Origin of the sequence: Microcoleus sp. S36b_A4 (assembly GCF_036700645.1) — a bacterium.
Lineage (GTDB): Bacteria > Cyanobacteriota > Cyanobacteriia > Cyanobacteriales > Microcoleaceae > Microcoleus.
This window is the reverse complement of the sequence record NZ_JAUBPI010000027.1, coordinates 49,205-63,080: the sequence shown is the minus strand read 5'-3', so window position 1 is coordinate 63,080 and position 13,876 is coordinate 49,205. Positions and strand designations below refer to the sequence as shown.

The window sequence follows — 13,876 nt, the reverse complement described above, 5'->3', positions numbered from 1 at the left end:
GAGTTGTTGGGGCGATCGCAAAGTTGATTTTACACTATTCAACTATTCTCTGACAATTCTGCTGGCGAGTGCGAGCGATAAATTGGGAATATTTAACCGCAAATGCACCCAGATCGAGGCAGATTGAATATAATAGAATTATATCGACATCGGTGAAAAGATATGTCTCAATCTGTAGTGCCAGTTGTTGAATCAAAGCAAATTGATACTTCACCCACCTTGACCTTTGAAGAATACCGATTTTATCAAACTGATTCCGATCTACAATATGAACTGTACAAAGGCAAATTAATTCCGATGCCAACCGCAACAGTTTTACATATCAAAATTTGCGAATACTTAGTTTACAAATTGCAGCGTTACCTAGCTGAACACAATCTTGACTTAGTAGCAAAAACAGGTCTGGGAGTAAGAACAGAAGAAGATACCTCTCGGATTCCTGATGTAGTTGTTTGCACTCAAAGTCTTTTGGAACAAGCTGCTGCTAGACCAGGTTCTGGTATCCTCGATTTTGAGGAAAAGCCCCTGTTAGTCATAGAAGTAGTGAGTCAAAATCGGCGCGCCGATTATGTGATTAAACGAGCTGAGTACGAACTAGCTAACGTACCTGAATATGTAATTGTTGACCCTACACTTAACAAAGAATTGGTGCGAGTTTTAGCCTTTCCTGAAGGTGAAGATATCTATACCCAGACAGATTTTGTGCCGGGGCAACAAATGGTATCTGTAGTATTTCCCAATCTGACATTATCAGTGAATGAAATACTGTCTCCGCCATTAGTTGAAGGGTTGATTAAAGCAGAACAAGCTCGGTTCCAGGAACTTGAGCAGCAAGCTGCGGTGGAGCACCAACGGGCTGATGAGCAGGGCCAACGGGCTGAAAGATTGGCGGCGAGGTTGCGAGAATTAGGAGTAGATCCCGATCGCATTTAGGAGCTTGGATGACCCAGAAGTCATAAGTTAATTGTTATTAGTTATATCAAATCCGCCCTGCATCGGAATTATTCAGATATCTATGCTTTTCATCTGCGTGAATCCGCGTCAATCCCTTGTCATCTGCGGTTGCAAAATTCTATTTTTTTGACCGCAGATACAGGCAGATAAACACAGATTAACGCAGATGAGTTAGATATATCGATCGCCCTTGATACTGTGCAACTATTCAACCCAACGCACCCGCACAAAATGAGCTTCGCGTCCCCAGAAGTCGTGACTTACAGTAATATCAACAACACTCAAATTAAACGGAATAGCAGTTGTAACGTACCGCTGAGCCAGAGCTCCCACATCAGGGGCTAACTGAGCCGCAGCAGCAGCCGCTGCACCCAAACCTAAAAGTTGCAGAATGGGCCCGCGAGGCAGAGCTAAATTGATGCCAACAGCAAGTCCTGCCGTTAGCAGCATTGCCACCGACAAATTCGTGCCACAGCGGGGATGTACAGCTAAATCCCACTCTCCGCTGGCAATCCGCTGCAAAGCCTCGCGCACTGCCTGACGCAACTGTGCAATGTTAACGTGGCCATACAGATAAAACCCTTGGTCTGTGGACATTCCGCCCAATAACTCATTATCGGTTCTTGCTGTCGTCGCACCAAACGATTGACTTAGTACCCAAACAGTAGCGTGTTCCAAAGCATGAACTTGGCGCAAAGTCAAGACTTCCTTCAAACCGGGCACAAAATTGAGTTGTCGCAACAAATCAGCATCTTGAGTGGGCTGCGGGGCAAAGTCGAAGGGAAACTGGCCGGTGCGGCCGGAAGCAGAAGCAGTAGTTGTCATATCAAAACGCCTCCATTAACTCGATTAAGTGGATATTTAACATTAGCAATTCGGTTGAGAAAAAGCCGGTCATAAATTATCAATAGTTTTGACTTTAAAACCTAGCAATGGCAGGTTTTAAAGTCAAAAATTATTAGCCCTCAACCTGCCCTTACTAATAGATCGCACTTATTCCCAGTTTATTGCTCTTGCCGCTGGCCGTCGCGGAATACTCCCGGAATTCGCCGGCCTCTGGTATCGATAATTGTGCCTTTACCGTGAGGCAATCCCTTGCGTAACTCTCCCTCATAGCGGATACCGTTGGAGAACGAACAGTTACCCCTGCCATCAAGTTCTTGAGTATAGAACTGTCCCGAACACCGACTGCCGTCAGCGCGGGTGAACGCTCCTGTACCTAAAGGCTTGCCTCCTAAAAATTGACCCACAAAGCGATCGCCATTAGCAAAAATGAATTGGCCTTGTCCCGTGGGCACGCCTACTTTTTGATCAAGAGAAAACGACCCTATATAGCGATCGCCATTAGTAAAAATAGCGGTCCCGGAACTAACTTTGCCATCTCGGAATATGCCCTCGACGCGGGCGTCGTCCTTAAATATAAATTGTCCTCGACCATTTGGTTTGCCCAGACGGAACTGCCCCTCATAGCGATCGCCGTTGGAATATATGTATACCCCAGCGCCACTGGGCAAACCGTTAACGAACTGTCCGATGTAGCTATCACCGCTGTCATAATCGCACCTAACTCTACCTGTAGCGATAGCTGGCACGCAGCGGCCGGTTCTAGCTTCTGTTCCTTGCGCCATTGAGGGCAAAGGATAAGTCGCGTAACTACCAATTCCCAACACTGATGCAACTAATAAAGCGATTCCACTGGTCCAAGAACGGGAAATCATCAATCAACTTGCTCCTATGCGCTGTTAGATATTATCTTCTTCTGTCCTTTGTCTTTTATCCCATTTGTTGTCAAAAGTTAGCTGAAAACCTCAATCATTTATCCTTTACGAAACTCCGGGCTTGCCATTGCGAAATACCCCCGGAAAGCGCCTACCGCTAGCATCGATCATCGTCCCGACACCGTGAGGCACTCCCTTTCGCAATTCTCCTTCATAGCGCGTCCCGTTGGGGAAAGTGCAGGTGACACTAGCATCAAGTTCTTGATTAAAAAACCTGCCAGAACAGCGAGTGCCGTCTTTGCGTACTAATACCCCTGGGCCAAAGGGGGAACCTGCAAAGAATTGTCCTTCATAGCGATCGCCATTAGTATAAAAAAATTGACCCCGCCCTGCTGGTTGGCTGCTAATAACTTTAGTCTGAAGGTTCTGGACGACTCCGAAGTCTCCCACGTAGCGCTCACCGTTGGGGAAAACCACCGTCCCAGATCTCATCGTGCCGTCTTGGAACACGCCTATGTAGCGGCCATCATCTTTAAAAATGAATGTCCCTCTACCATTGGGCACTCCCCTCCGAAATTGTCCTTCGTAGCGATCGCCATTAGCGTACACGTAAACTCCGCTGCCGTCGGGGAGGCCGTTAACGAAGTTTCCCTCGTAGTTATCGCCTGTCTCGTAATTGCATTTCACTCTTCCCGTAGGAAGGCTGCCTTGGCAGAAGGGAGAGCGTTTTTCTTCTTCGGGTTTTGGATCAGGTGTTGCTTGAGCCATTGATGGCTGGGGATTGAAGAGATTAGTAGCGCTGCCGATAGAAGAAGCAACTAATATCACCATCCCTAATTTTTGAATTGAACCGAGCATGATCAATCTCCTTGAACTTCAATTACTAATAGGGATTTTCTAGAAGCTAATACTCACTGAAAAGTCGTCTATTTTTTAATCCCTGTACTAATTTTACCTTCAGGTTTGAGATCTGCCCTAAATGCAAAAAGGCAAAAATTAGAGTTTTTGCCTTTAGCATTTTTCCTGCTTTACTGTCAATTTTCAGCGTCGCGTTGAGCTATTCGGATTTGGGAGACGGCTAATAACTGCATTGGCTGGTTGTGGTTGGCGACTGGCGGGTTTTTCGCCCACACCTTTGGCTACCTCAACGCCGTTTTCCTCCAGAATCACGATCGGATCTGCTCCTTGCTTGAGATCGACCCGTTTCACCAACACTTGCCCGTTAGACAGCCGCTGCCCGACTTTGACATATCGGCTGGTTGGTTCATTCGGTACTTTGACAATCACTTGCGTCTCGTTCCCGACTTTTACCACCCCGCTGACTTCAGTGCCTGTAGCGAGGTCAGTAGAAGGCGGTGGCGGAACTACTGGGATCACGGGAGGCGGCGGGGGATTTGGGTCTACCCACTGGGGCGGGCGCTTGTCTACTGGCAGTTCCGGCAGATCCGGCACTCCTATGGGTCTCGCTGCTATTGGTTGGGGCGGGCGCGGGGGTGCTGGAGGGCGACGCTGCGGATTCCGCGCATCTTGGGCTCTACCTCCTATTGGCCCAGTGCCAGGACCTCTTCTTACCCTGGCATTGGGGTCTCTCCATTGGGGGGGGCGCTTGTCTACTGGCAGTTCCGGCAGATCCGGCACTCCTATGGGTCTCGCTGCAATGGGTTCGAGTCCAGGCGGGGATGTACGATTACGACCTAACTGAGGAGCATCTAGCCCCGGAACTATGGGTGGCAAGCCAATTTGTCCCCCGGTGCTGCCTCCGGGTAAGGAACCATTTCTGCCACCGGCACCGCCACCTAACCGAGGAGCAGTTGGCCCTGGAACTATGGGACGCGAGTCAATTTGCGCCCCATCACCTTCGGGAAGTAAATTTCCCGATCCATCTCGTAGTTGCTGAGTGCGTCCTCGACGATCCGTGCGTGACATGGGGATAACCGTCTGATTAGGCCGGTTAAGTGGGGGAGGAGCCAATAACTCGGGAAGTTCGGGTAGCACGGCAACTTGTCGCTGTGGCAGTTTGGGGAGTTCTGAGGTAGTCCCACCCGCTCCGTTGGCTCCTGGAGGGATTTGTAATACGATCGGCGGCAGCGGCCCAAAGGGGTCTAACTGAGAAGGATTGGCTGTCACAGGGCCTTGGGGCACGGGCTGAAGCGGAAGCGTTGGATTCCTGTCCTTGTTGTCGCCGATATTTGTTTGAGCCTGTCTGGCCCGTTCGTCTGGGTTGGTCGATCGAATTAACCCTGGAGGCTGGGCGGCTACTACTGGGGACGGGAAAGCCTGAGCTGCTGGGGTGGGGCTGGCAGAGGCGGTCGGAGATGGAGAGGCTGCACTGGGGCTGGGGCTGGGGCTGGCTGTGTTGCTACCCTCGTCGCCACCGCATCCTCCGATCGAGAAAGCTAGTAGTCCTATAGTCGCAAAATATAAAAGTTTGTGCATTGCCGATCGCCCCCAAATGCTTAATTTCAAGATATCCAACAAGGCTCTGCAATTACAGCCTGTTGCCGTTTATCAGTTTATCTGTGTTTCGATGTTATGTGATCGCTTGAAAATTGCCAAGTTTTCCTCACGATCAGATCGGACTCTTCGGCCGCTGGGTTTTGTGGAGCAAGTTAGGATATCAATGGCGCTCGTTGTGGGAAATATTGAAGCAATTAAGGTATTTAAGATAATGGCAAAAGTGATTCTCCAGCGGATTTGGCGATCGGGCTTGGTTTGTGCGAGCGTTTTGGTTGGTCTGGGATCGGTGGGGGGCGAGGTACATTCTGATTCACATCAGCCAGAAACTCAGGTGATGACATTGCTGCCCGACGTGAGTTCCCAGCAGCACGCGCGGCGCAGCTATCCCGTTCCCCGCAGGGGTTCCCGAAGGGTAGGGAATCGGACTATAACGGGATCGGGATTCACAACTGGCCAATTGTACTCTCAGTTTTGGAACCCATCAAATGGTGGCGCTAAACCCCCAGCAAATCAACCCCCTAAGCCACGGGGGAATCCACAGGTATTTCAAGCTAAAATCAAGCGTCGCGCTGGCGGGACGCCGGTGATTGATGTGGTATTCAATGGCAACAAGACTTTTGAGATGATTCTCGATACCGGGGCGAGCGGCACTTTGATTTCTCAGCGGATGGCTACTGCACTGGGAGTGAGGCCGGTGCGTACCATCAGAGCGGGGATCGCTGACGGTAGCGTTGTCGAGTTCCCGATCGGTCTAGTGCGATCGATTCGGGTTGGGGGTGCTGTGATCCAAAATGTCGAAGTGGCGATCGCGAAACAAATGCCCATAGGTCTGCTCGGTCACGATTTCTTTGGCAATTACGATGTCAAAATTAAAAAAGATGTTGTAGAATTTTATGTTCGCTGAAAGTGAGCGGAGTAGGCAAGGAATTTTTGCTCAACTCGTTTCCTATAAAGTGATTCGCAGCCCGGTCAAGGCTTTTAAAATTATTGGTTGAGGCGGTAGCAAAATGTAACCAAATGTGGTATTGTTCTTAGTGTTTCAAGAGCCACCGACGGTTAAACTATCCGTGAAATCCGGCCAAAAAAGCACGGCTGCTGTTGGTGAGAACGGTAACAGTCTGCGACAACGATTCACAGTACAAGCCAAGGCAATCAATTAAACAATTCGCCAAGCCGGTCGAAATAAGTTCCCAAAATGCTGTGGCTGAGGGAATTTTGGTTGGCATTGTTCAGCCGGAGCCTAGAAAATATGTAAACTGATTAGCGGCAGATGTTCCGCAAAATCGGAAATCATGACGATCGAGAAATTAATTATTGTAAATAAGGTATTCACATGGCACAAGCGTCTGTATCTCCTGTAGTGCTGATTATTCTAGACGGCTGGGGTTATCGTGAAGAACAAGACGGAAATGCGATCGCCGCTGCGAAAACACCCGTGATGGACAGTCTCTGGGCTGCTTATCCCAGAACTCTGATTAAAACATCGGGCCGGGCGGTAGGGCTGCCAGACGGGCAAATGGGTAACTCAGAGGTTGGTCACTTGAATCTGGGCGCGGGCCGCGTCGTTCCTCAAGAGTTGGTGCGGATCTCGGATGCAGTGGAAGATGGTTCTTTGCTCGACAACCGGGCGCTGGTTGAGCTTTGCGAGAAAGTCCGCGTCACGGGCGGTAAGTTGCACCTGACTGGTCTTTGTTCTGAAGGTGGGGTTCATTCCCATCTCAGTCATATTAAGGGTTTGCTGCTATTAGCAAAGGCACAGGGAATTTCTGAGGTTTGCATTCACGCGATTACAGACGGCCGTGATACAACTCCGAAAGAGGGTGTCGAAGCTCTAGGCAAGATTGAAAGTTATATCGCAGAGGTAGGGGTCGGTCGGATTGCGACCATCAGCGGCCGCTACTACGCGATGGACAGGGACAAGCGCTGGGATCGGGTGCAGCGCGCTTACGAGGTGATGACGACTGAGGGTGCTCCTGACGGTCGATCGGCTGTGGATGTGTTGCAGGCCTCCTATGCTGAAGGAGTGACCGACGAGTTTGCAGTTCCGACTCGGATTTCGCGCGGGGCGGTGGCATCCGGGGATGGGGTAATTTTCTTTAATTTTCGCCCGGACAGGGCTAGAGAATTGACTCAGGCTTTTGTATCTCCCGATTTTAAGGGGTTTGAACGGCAGTTAATTGAGCCGCTGGCGTTTGCGACTTTTACTCAGTACGACCCGAAACTTTCGGTAATGGTGGCTTTTGAACCGCAGAATTTGAACAATATTCTGGGCGAGGTGATTTCTAAGCACGGTTTGCAGCAGTTGCGGACGGCGGAAACTGAAAAGTACGCTCATGTGACTTATTTTTTTAATGGGGGTCTGGAAGAGCCTTTTATCGGGGAACACCGGGAGTTGGTGCAGAGCCCGATGGTGGGGACTTACGATGAGGCGCCCCAGATGTCGGCGGACATGGTGACGGATGGGGTGGTGACGGCTTTGGAAAGAGGCATCTATTCGTTTATGGTGATTAACTACGCTAACCCGGATATGGTTGGTCATACGGGCATGATGGATGCGACGATAATTGCGATCGAAACTGTGGATAAATGTTTGGGGCGGCTGGTGAGCGCTATTAGTAAAGCTGGGGGAACGGCAATTATTATTGCTGATCACGGAAATGCTGAGCAGATGTTTGACGAGGACGGAAATCCCTGGACGGCTCACACTACTAACCCCGTGCCGTTTATTCTGGTAGAGGGTGAAGGTCGGAAGATTCCGGGTCACGGAACGGATGTTCCTCTGAGGGCGGACGGTTGTTTGGCGGATATTGCGCCGACGATTCTGGAGCTGTTGAGGTTGCCTCAGCCCCCGGAGATGACGGGACGCTCTATGATACGATCGCCTGAGTTTGAAGTTCGTGCCAATCGCACTCCGGTGCGAGTCCGACTCTAGTAGGGACGCAGGATGAGGGACAAAGGTTTTCGCCCTTCTTCGTGTCAATTTAACGTCAAACCCAGTCACAGGATGCTGTTTGACTATTAAGCCTAGATCCCCCCTAGCCAAGGGCGGGCACGGGGGCACCGCCCCTAGGATCGGGGGAAACCGGAAATGGATCAAAGTCCCCCTTTTTAAGGGGGATTTAGGGGGATCTGGACTCAGGTAAAAACGAGATTTATCAAGGCTTTCAGGTTTAAGTTGACACCTATGGACACAGCACTGTGTCCCTGCATAAATTGCGGGCGATCGACCAAATTTGATATGATAATAAATTACTGATTACTAATTACCAATTACTCCAGATTATGAATATTGTTTCTGTGTTACAAGTTATCTGGTCTTTGTCTGCTTTAGGACTGGTGGTTTTTGTGTTGCTGCACAGTCCTAAAGGCGATGGCATTGGAGGGATTGGCGGACAAGCTCAATTGTTTACCAGCGCCAAGAGTGCAGAAACAAGTCTGAACCGGATTACTTGGGGTCTGTCTATTGTTTTTATGGGTTTGACTGTGATTTTGAGTGCTGGTTGGTTGGCGCCTAAGTTATAAGATTTGGATTTTTAACCGCAGATGAACGCAGATAGACGCAGATAATCTCAAGTTCATCTGCGTTTATTTGTGTCTATCTGCGGTTGCAAAAATGCGGTTGGGGAAAGTTACGGTAAAATCTCGATTGCTGGCTGGTTTGGGATTGGCTTTATTTTGTTTTATCCTGATAATTTTTACTCAGGTTAATACTCCGGCGGCGACTATTTCTCCTCTCCCGAATAGTTGGCCGAATCCACAGGTTCATCCTTTGCCGCCCACGCTGGCCAATTGGCAAGATTCGACGGATAGTGGTGATTATTTTGACCAGGTTAAGCCACCAAATTTCGGTCATTTGTTGTGGTCAAAGTTTCCGATTCAGGTTTATATTGAGCGTCCTGTTGATGCTAATAAGTCTGAAGAATGGGTGGCGGCTGTGTTGGATGTGGTGCGGGAATGGGGGGTTTATTTGCCTTTGGAAGTGGTGGATAGTTCGGAGGTGGCTGATATTAGGATTTTACGTCGGGCTCCGCCTTTGCGTCAAGGGGTTTTGCGATCGCGTTCTGGAGAGGCTACCTATGAATTGTACGCCCGTCGGGATGGGGATAAAACTGTGTTATCTCATCGGTTTTCGGTTTATTTGAATCCGACTCAAGTGGGTAAGTATATTCCGGCGACGGCGCGGCACGAGTTGGGTCACGCTTTGGGAATTTGGGGTCACAGTTTGATGGAAACTGATGTGCTTTATTTTTCTCAGGTGAGAAATCCTCCGCCTATTTCAGCGAGGGATGTTAATACTTTGAAGCGGGTTTATGAACAGCCGACTCGGTTGGGGTGGTAATATTAGTTTTGATATGTAAAATCGTGTCAGTAAAAAGATGAAAGATGAAGCTTTTGGCATTGTGCCAGTTTTTGCGACTGAAACTGATAGTTTGTTTTTGTTGATTCAACATCAAGCCGGACATTGGGCGTTTCCAAAAGGTCACGCGAATCCGGGAGAATCGGCGCTAGAAACTGCGAAGCGGGAGTTTGAGGAGGAAACTGGCATCCGCGATTGTGAAGTGCTTGAGGAGCCTAGTTTTGTGGAACGTTATTCCTTTGTTAAGGAAGGGAAGCCTAGTTCTGTGGAACATTATTCCTCTGCGAAGGAAGGGGAATCAATTGAAAAGACTGTTACTTACTTTTTGGCTTTTGTAAATTCAATGGAAGTTCAGTTGCAAGTAGAGGAAGTTCAAAATTCGGCCTGGAGTTCCTTTGAGGATGCAGTTAAGCTGATTACTTTTGATGGGAATCGGCAAGTTTTAAGGGAAGTCAAAGCATTTTTGGACGCGAGGAAGGAGTGTTAATCAGTCTTGGCTACACACACTTGTTTATGTAGAATGTGCATTATTAACTTTACGCTATAAGTAGCCTGTTAAAGCACTTTTGCGTCCGCGAATGTTAATATCTAGTCCGGTTATACGATCGCAATTAAGTTTGTAGTAAGGACTTTAGTGCTTAGTGACTGCAAGCTTTAAGAGAGAGTTCGATTCCTTACTACAAACAAATTATTTGGTTAGATACCCAACTTCTTCAATAAGTCGGGTATCTAGGTATTCGGTGTGATTATTTGTTGATTTTCTGAGCTTCGGCGTGGTGTTGCAAGCGAGAAAAAACGTTATAGGCGTCGGGGCCGGGAGTATTGTGTTCGACAGCGCCGTCCATGGGGCCGTCAATGGCTTTCCAAGCAGGAATTCCGCCTTTTAGTTCGGCTACTTTTCTAAAGCCTGCTGCACGGAGAAGATTGGCGGCTTCGGCGGTTTGTTCGTCGTTTTCGCCGTAAATGTAGATATCGCGGATGGGTTCTAAACTCGATTGTGCTCGGCCGACTAATTCGTCCATTGGCATCATTACCGCGCCGGTAATGTGGCTTTTGGTGAAGCTTTCAAAATCACGAGCGTCGATGATTGTGAGTCCGGGTTCGCCCCAATCTAAACGGGCTTTGAGGTCGTGGCTAGATGCTTGAGCTTTTAAACCGGGAGGTGTGGGAGTAAAGTCGGGAAGTTTGTCTTTGATGTTGGAAATTTGGTCGGGAATAGTTTTCATGGGTAAAATTTTGTTCAATGTTTTGATTGCCATTGCAATGTAACAAGATGTTTAACTTGAATTCGTCTTTCTAAAGGCAGAATCGAGCATTGAACTAAAGTCGCAGTTACGCTGGTTTCCGGGTTATTAGCTGCGGTTGGGATCGCTACATTTGTTGAGGTTGCTAGAGCCTAGCGGGCTGTGCTTAAAATTGTTTCGATCGCATTTGGTGCAGAGAAGTTGAAGTGCGATCGCTTGTTCGAGTTGGTATTTTATCAAAGAATTCAATTTTAGTCAATCCTTATTATTTTTAAATAAAATTTGCATAAGTTGTACGTAGCCTCGCGCAGATTTTTGCGGAAAAGTTTAAATGTTTGCCAGCAAGGTTTCTGGTAAAATTTAAAAGTAAAAACAAGTATTTAAAGGTATAGATATGTCTGAGAAAGATGAAATTGCGGTGCCTAAACCTTTGACACCGGAAGAGCAAGCGGTGTGGGATGCGAAGGCTAAAGTTCGGGTACTGCTGAATTTGTGGGATTTGAGCGGCGGGAAGATGAAAGTGAAAAAGGGGGAGTTGACTAAGCGGATTGTTCGCACTAATGAGACGAGTCAGAGATATCTGGAAGTGCTCGGCGAGTTGCAGGCGACTGGGGCGATCGAGTATTCGCTGGTAAATCGGGTGACGCTGGTGGAATTGACGGCGAAGGGGAAAGAAGTTTTAGCGGATGGCTTGAAAAGTAAGGATTCTCTGTTTGAGTTTGATGGTTCTCAAATTGGTACTCGGCTGGGAAATTCTTTGTTGAAGTGGATTCGGCATCAGGATGGTGCGGCTAGTGTTCGGGTTGAGAAAGGGAAGGGGGATGTAGGGACGATCGCATCCTATGACGATTTTAAGGCTGTGGCGCTGGATGTGTATGACAGCTTGAACCGGGATTATAACTTAGACGATTTAGTGCCGATTTATCGGATGCGTCGAGCGATCGGGGAAAGGGTAGGGCGATCGGAGTTCAATGAATGGCTGTTGGAAATGCAGGCTACTGATATTTTTCAGCTAATGGCAGGGGAAACCCCAGACATCACCCCAGATAAACGTGAAGACTCAATCATCATTCCTGGTGGTACATTGCGTTACTACGCCAAGCGCTTAAATCCATAAAATTGTTCTCAATCTTTTTGTAGTTCGTTACCTCACACCCGATAACCATGAACAATATACCAGTTTCCCCGATAGAAGCCCTGAATGCTGCAATTCAAAATCACAATCCATTTAGCAAAGCTGGGATTGTCAAAGAGCAAGATATTTGGGGGAAAGGGTTCCCCGATCTTCCTACTCTAAATGCTCATGCTTCCGATGCAATTTTTCAGGCAGTTGAAAAAGTAAAGACAAGTCAATCTAGTCAAGAAAAGGTGACTTCACTGGTATTAACTGCTTCAATGGGAGTGGGAAAAAGCCACATTTTGAATCGTACTCGCCACAGGCTAGAAAGCAATGGCAATGCTTTATTCGTTTATGCCAGTGTTAATAATTACACAGACTTGAACTTTATCAAATACCAATTTCAGCAAACTTTAGTTAACAGTTTAAGTCGAATAAGTAGCCAAGGTGTCATGCAAGGCCAGGAAATAGCAGCAGCAATGGCTAACGAATGTTTCAAAGCTATTAATCCTGCTACACCAAATCTTTCTCCTCAAAAACTACTCGATCAATTTGATCAAGTATGTGCTAGTTGGGCTACTAAAAATAAAAATTACATGAAAGCCCTAACTAAGCAATTTCTTAAGACAAGATCAAATGTAGACCCTTATATTGTTCGAGCGGTTTTGTGGACATTATCAGAAACTGAAACACCTTTTGCTATCAAATGGTTGTCTGGTGAAGAGTTAGATAAATCTAAAGCTGAGGAACTAGGATTGCCGACTAATTCCGGCAAGACTAATCAGGAGAGAGAAGTAGAATCTCTTAACAATGTCCAGAAAATTTTAAATTTGGTGAGTTCCTACCGTCCTATAATCATTTGTTTTGATGAAATAGATGTAAATCGAGATAGTTGTAGCGGTGATGGATTAACAACAGCGCAGGTAATTGCCGAGCTTGTTAAGCGTTTGTACGATACTCTCGAACAATCAGAACTCAGTCAAGGTTTAGTTATCATCACAGTAATGGCCCCCGATACTTGGAAAACAGTTAATATAATGCCTGGTAGTATACCCGATCGAATTTCAACATACACGCAGCGAAAACCAATCGATTTAAACCAGTTGAATGGTGATTATTTAGTTGATTTAGTCAAACTATGGTTGCAAGATTTTTATCAGGTCAGAAATTTAAATCCTCCTCATCCGGTCTACCCATTTGAGGAAAGTCAACTGAGAGAATATGGCAGAGTTAAGCCAACTGTACGCGAAGCTTTGAGATGGTGTGCCGAGAATTTTAAAGTTTTTATGCCTCCAACGCCTGAACTTCCAGAAGCTCCTGTTGAGCGGTTTGAGTTAGCGTTAACCAAGGAACTTGAGGAAGACATCCGAGAGGATATGAAGGATAGTTTCACAATTGCTAATGCTATTTGCTTTGGTTTTGCAACCCTGATAGGTGAGACTGTAGACAACGTAAAAATTAATGACATTATGACAGAGGTCAAGCCCAAATTACAAAATGCGAATTGGATTGATTTCAAGATAATTGGTGTCGAAAATGGAAAAAAAATCAAGATTGGTGTTGCAGTCATTCAAACTTCTCAATCTGACTTAGTTGCTGGATTAAAACGCTTAATTGATTACCAAAAATTTGATTTGACTCGCGGTTGTTTAGTCCGTTCCCAATCAAAAATAGAGAAAATGAGCAAAAACTCTCCAGCATACAAGCTACTAGAACAACTCGTATCAGTAGAAAAAGGCGGTGAGTTGGTGTACTTGATTGAAGACCAAATAAAACCGTTATTTGCTCTCCGTGCTGTTTATGAAAAATGCACAGAGTATAATTTAAGCCAAGACGATGTTTTTAATTTCATATCTCAGAAAAAGCTAACTTTTGACAATCTTTTACTGCGCGAAATTTTGAGCGATCCGTCAAATCAAATGCCTGTGGTTGATGAGGAAGATGAACACCAACTTTTAGAAGCTCTTTTCAACCCTACCAGCAGTGAGGATACAGATGATGGCGATCTAAGCGACCAATTTAGTTAAGT

At 47.0% G+C, this 13,876-nt stretch carries 14 protein-coding genes; 8 read left to right on the top strand and 6 right to left on the bottom strand.

Going from position 1 to position 13,876, the window contains the following annotated elements; translation table 11 throughout:
* Positions 1-162: 162 nt before the first annotated feature.
* Positions 163-933, top strand: a complete 771-nt coding sequence (locus QUA03_RS11320; RefSeq protein ID WP_333212097.1) for a Uma2 family endonuclease — start codon at positions 163-165, stop codon at positions 931-933.
* 225 nt (positions 934-1,158) lie between these two features.
* Here the strand turns inward: QUA03_RS11320 and QUA03_RS11315 are convergent, their stop codons facing one another.
* The 4 genes from QUA03_RS11315 to QUA03_RS11300 all read right to left on the bottom strand — a co-directional run bounded on the left by QUA03_RS11315 (position 1,159) and on the right by QUA03_RS11300 (position 5,138).
* The gene (locus QUA03_RS11315) at positions 1,159-1,779 is read right to left on the bottom strand and encodes a DUF6391 domain-containing protein (protein WP_333212095.1); all 621 of its coding nucleotides are present in this window, start codon (positions 1,777-1,779) and stop codon (positions 1,159-1,161) included.
* 179 nt (positions 1,780-1,958) lie between these two features.
* Positions 1,959-2,672 carry an MORN motif-containing protein gene (locus QUA03_RS11310; protein ID WP_333212119.1) on the bottom strand — a complete coding sequence of 238 codons (714 nt, stop codon included), beginning with the start codon at positions 2,670-2,672 and terminating at the stop codon, positions 1,959-1,961.
* 105 nt (positions 2,673-2,777) lie between these two features.
* On the bottom strand, positions 2,778-3,530 hold the full coding sequence (locus tag QUA03_RS11305) for an MORN motif-containing protein (protein WP_333041824.1): 753 nt from the start codon (positions 3,528-3,530) through the stop codon (positions 2,778-2,780).
* 183 nt (positions 3,531-3,713) lie between these two features.
* On the bottom strand, positions 3,714-5,138 hold the full coding sequence (locus QUA03_RS11300) for a hypothetical protein (protein ID WP_333212093.1): 1,425 nt from the start codon (positions 5,136-5,138) through the stop codon (positions 3,714-3,716).
* Positions 5,139-5,292: 154 nt separating this feature from the next.
* On the opposite strand from QUA03_RS11300, the gene QUA03_RS11295 reads away from it, so the two are divergent.
* The 5 genes from QUA03_RS11295 to QUA03_RS11275 all read left to right on the top strand — a co-directional run bounded on the left by QUA03_RS11295 (position 5,293) and on the right by QUA03_RS11275 (position 9,973).
* Positions 5,293-6,033 (top strand): retropepsin-like aspartic protease, encoded by a 741-nt coding sequence (locus QUA03_RS11295; protein ID WP_333212091.1) that lies wholly within the window; start codon positions 5,293-5,295, stop codon positions 6,031-6,033.
* A gap of 429 nt (positions 6,034-6,462) precedes the next feature.
* Positions 6,463-8,061 carry a 2,3-bisphosphoglycerate-independent phosphoglycerate mutase gene (gpmI, locus tag QUA03_RS11290; protein ID WP_333212089.1) on the top strand — a complete coding sequence of 533 codons (1,599 nt, stop codon included), beginning with the start codon at positions 6,463-6,465 and terminating at the stop codon, positions 8,059-8,061.
* A gap of 350 nt (positions 8,062-8,411) precedes the next feature.
* On the top strand, positions 8,412-8,651 hold the full coding sequence (gene secG, locus QUA03_RS11285; RefSeq protein ID WP_015175238.1) for a preprotein translocase subunit SecG: 240 nt from the start codon (positions 8,412-8,414) through the stop codon (positions 8,649-8,651).
* Between the two features lie 91 nt (positions 8,652-8,742).
* Positions 8,743-9,468: a peptidase gene (locus QUA03_RS11280; RefSeq protein ID WP_333212088.1), complete on the top strand. Its 726-nt coding sequence runs from the start codon at positions 8,743-8,745 to the stop codon at positions 9,466-9,468.
* 37 nt (positions 9,469-9,505) lie between these two features.
* Entirely contained in the window at positions 9,506-9,973 is a 468-nt protein-coding gene (locus QUA03_RS11275) for an NUDIX domain-containing protein (protein WP_333212086.1), read from the top strand.
* Between the two features lie 259 nt (positions 9,974-10,232).
* Here QUA03_RS11275 and QUA03_RS11270 read toward each other — a convergent pair whose 3' ends face one another.
* Together QUA03_RS11270 and QUA03_RS11265 are read right to left on the bottom strand one after the other, a co-directional pair.
* Positions 10,233-10,745 carry a rhodanese-like domain-containing protein gene (locus tag QUA03_RS11270; RefSeq protein WP_333212084.1) on the bottom strand — a complete coding sequence of 171 codons (513 nt, stop codon included), beginning with the start codon at positions 10,743-10,745 and terminating at the stop codon, positions 10,233-10,235.
* Between the two features lie 93 nt (positions 10,746-10,838).
* Entirely contained in the window at positions 10,839-10,979 is a 141-nt protein-coding gene (locus QUA03_RS11265; protein ID WP_333212082.1) for a hypothetical protein, read from the bottom strand.
* A 145-nt stretch (positions 10,980-11,124) separates the two neighbouring features.
* Between QUA03_RS11265 and QUA03_RS11260 the strand changes: the two genes are divergently transcribed.
* Positions 11,125-11,847: a hypothetical protein gene (locus QUA03_RS11260; protein WP_333212081.1), complete on the top strand. Its 723-nt coding sequence runs from the start codon at positions 11,125-11,127 to the stop codon at positions 11,845-11,847.
* Positions 11,848-11,894: 47 nt separating this feature from the next.
* Positions 11,895-13,874, top strand: a complete 1,980-nt coding sequence (locus tag QUA03_RS11255; RefSeq protein ID WP_333212079.1) for a P-loop NTPase fold protein — start codon at positions 11,895-11,897, stop codon at positions 13,872-13,874.
* The last annotated feature ends 2 nt before the right edge of the window (positions 13,875-13,876 follow it).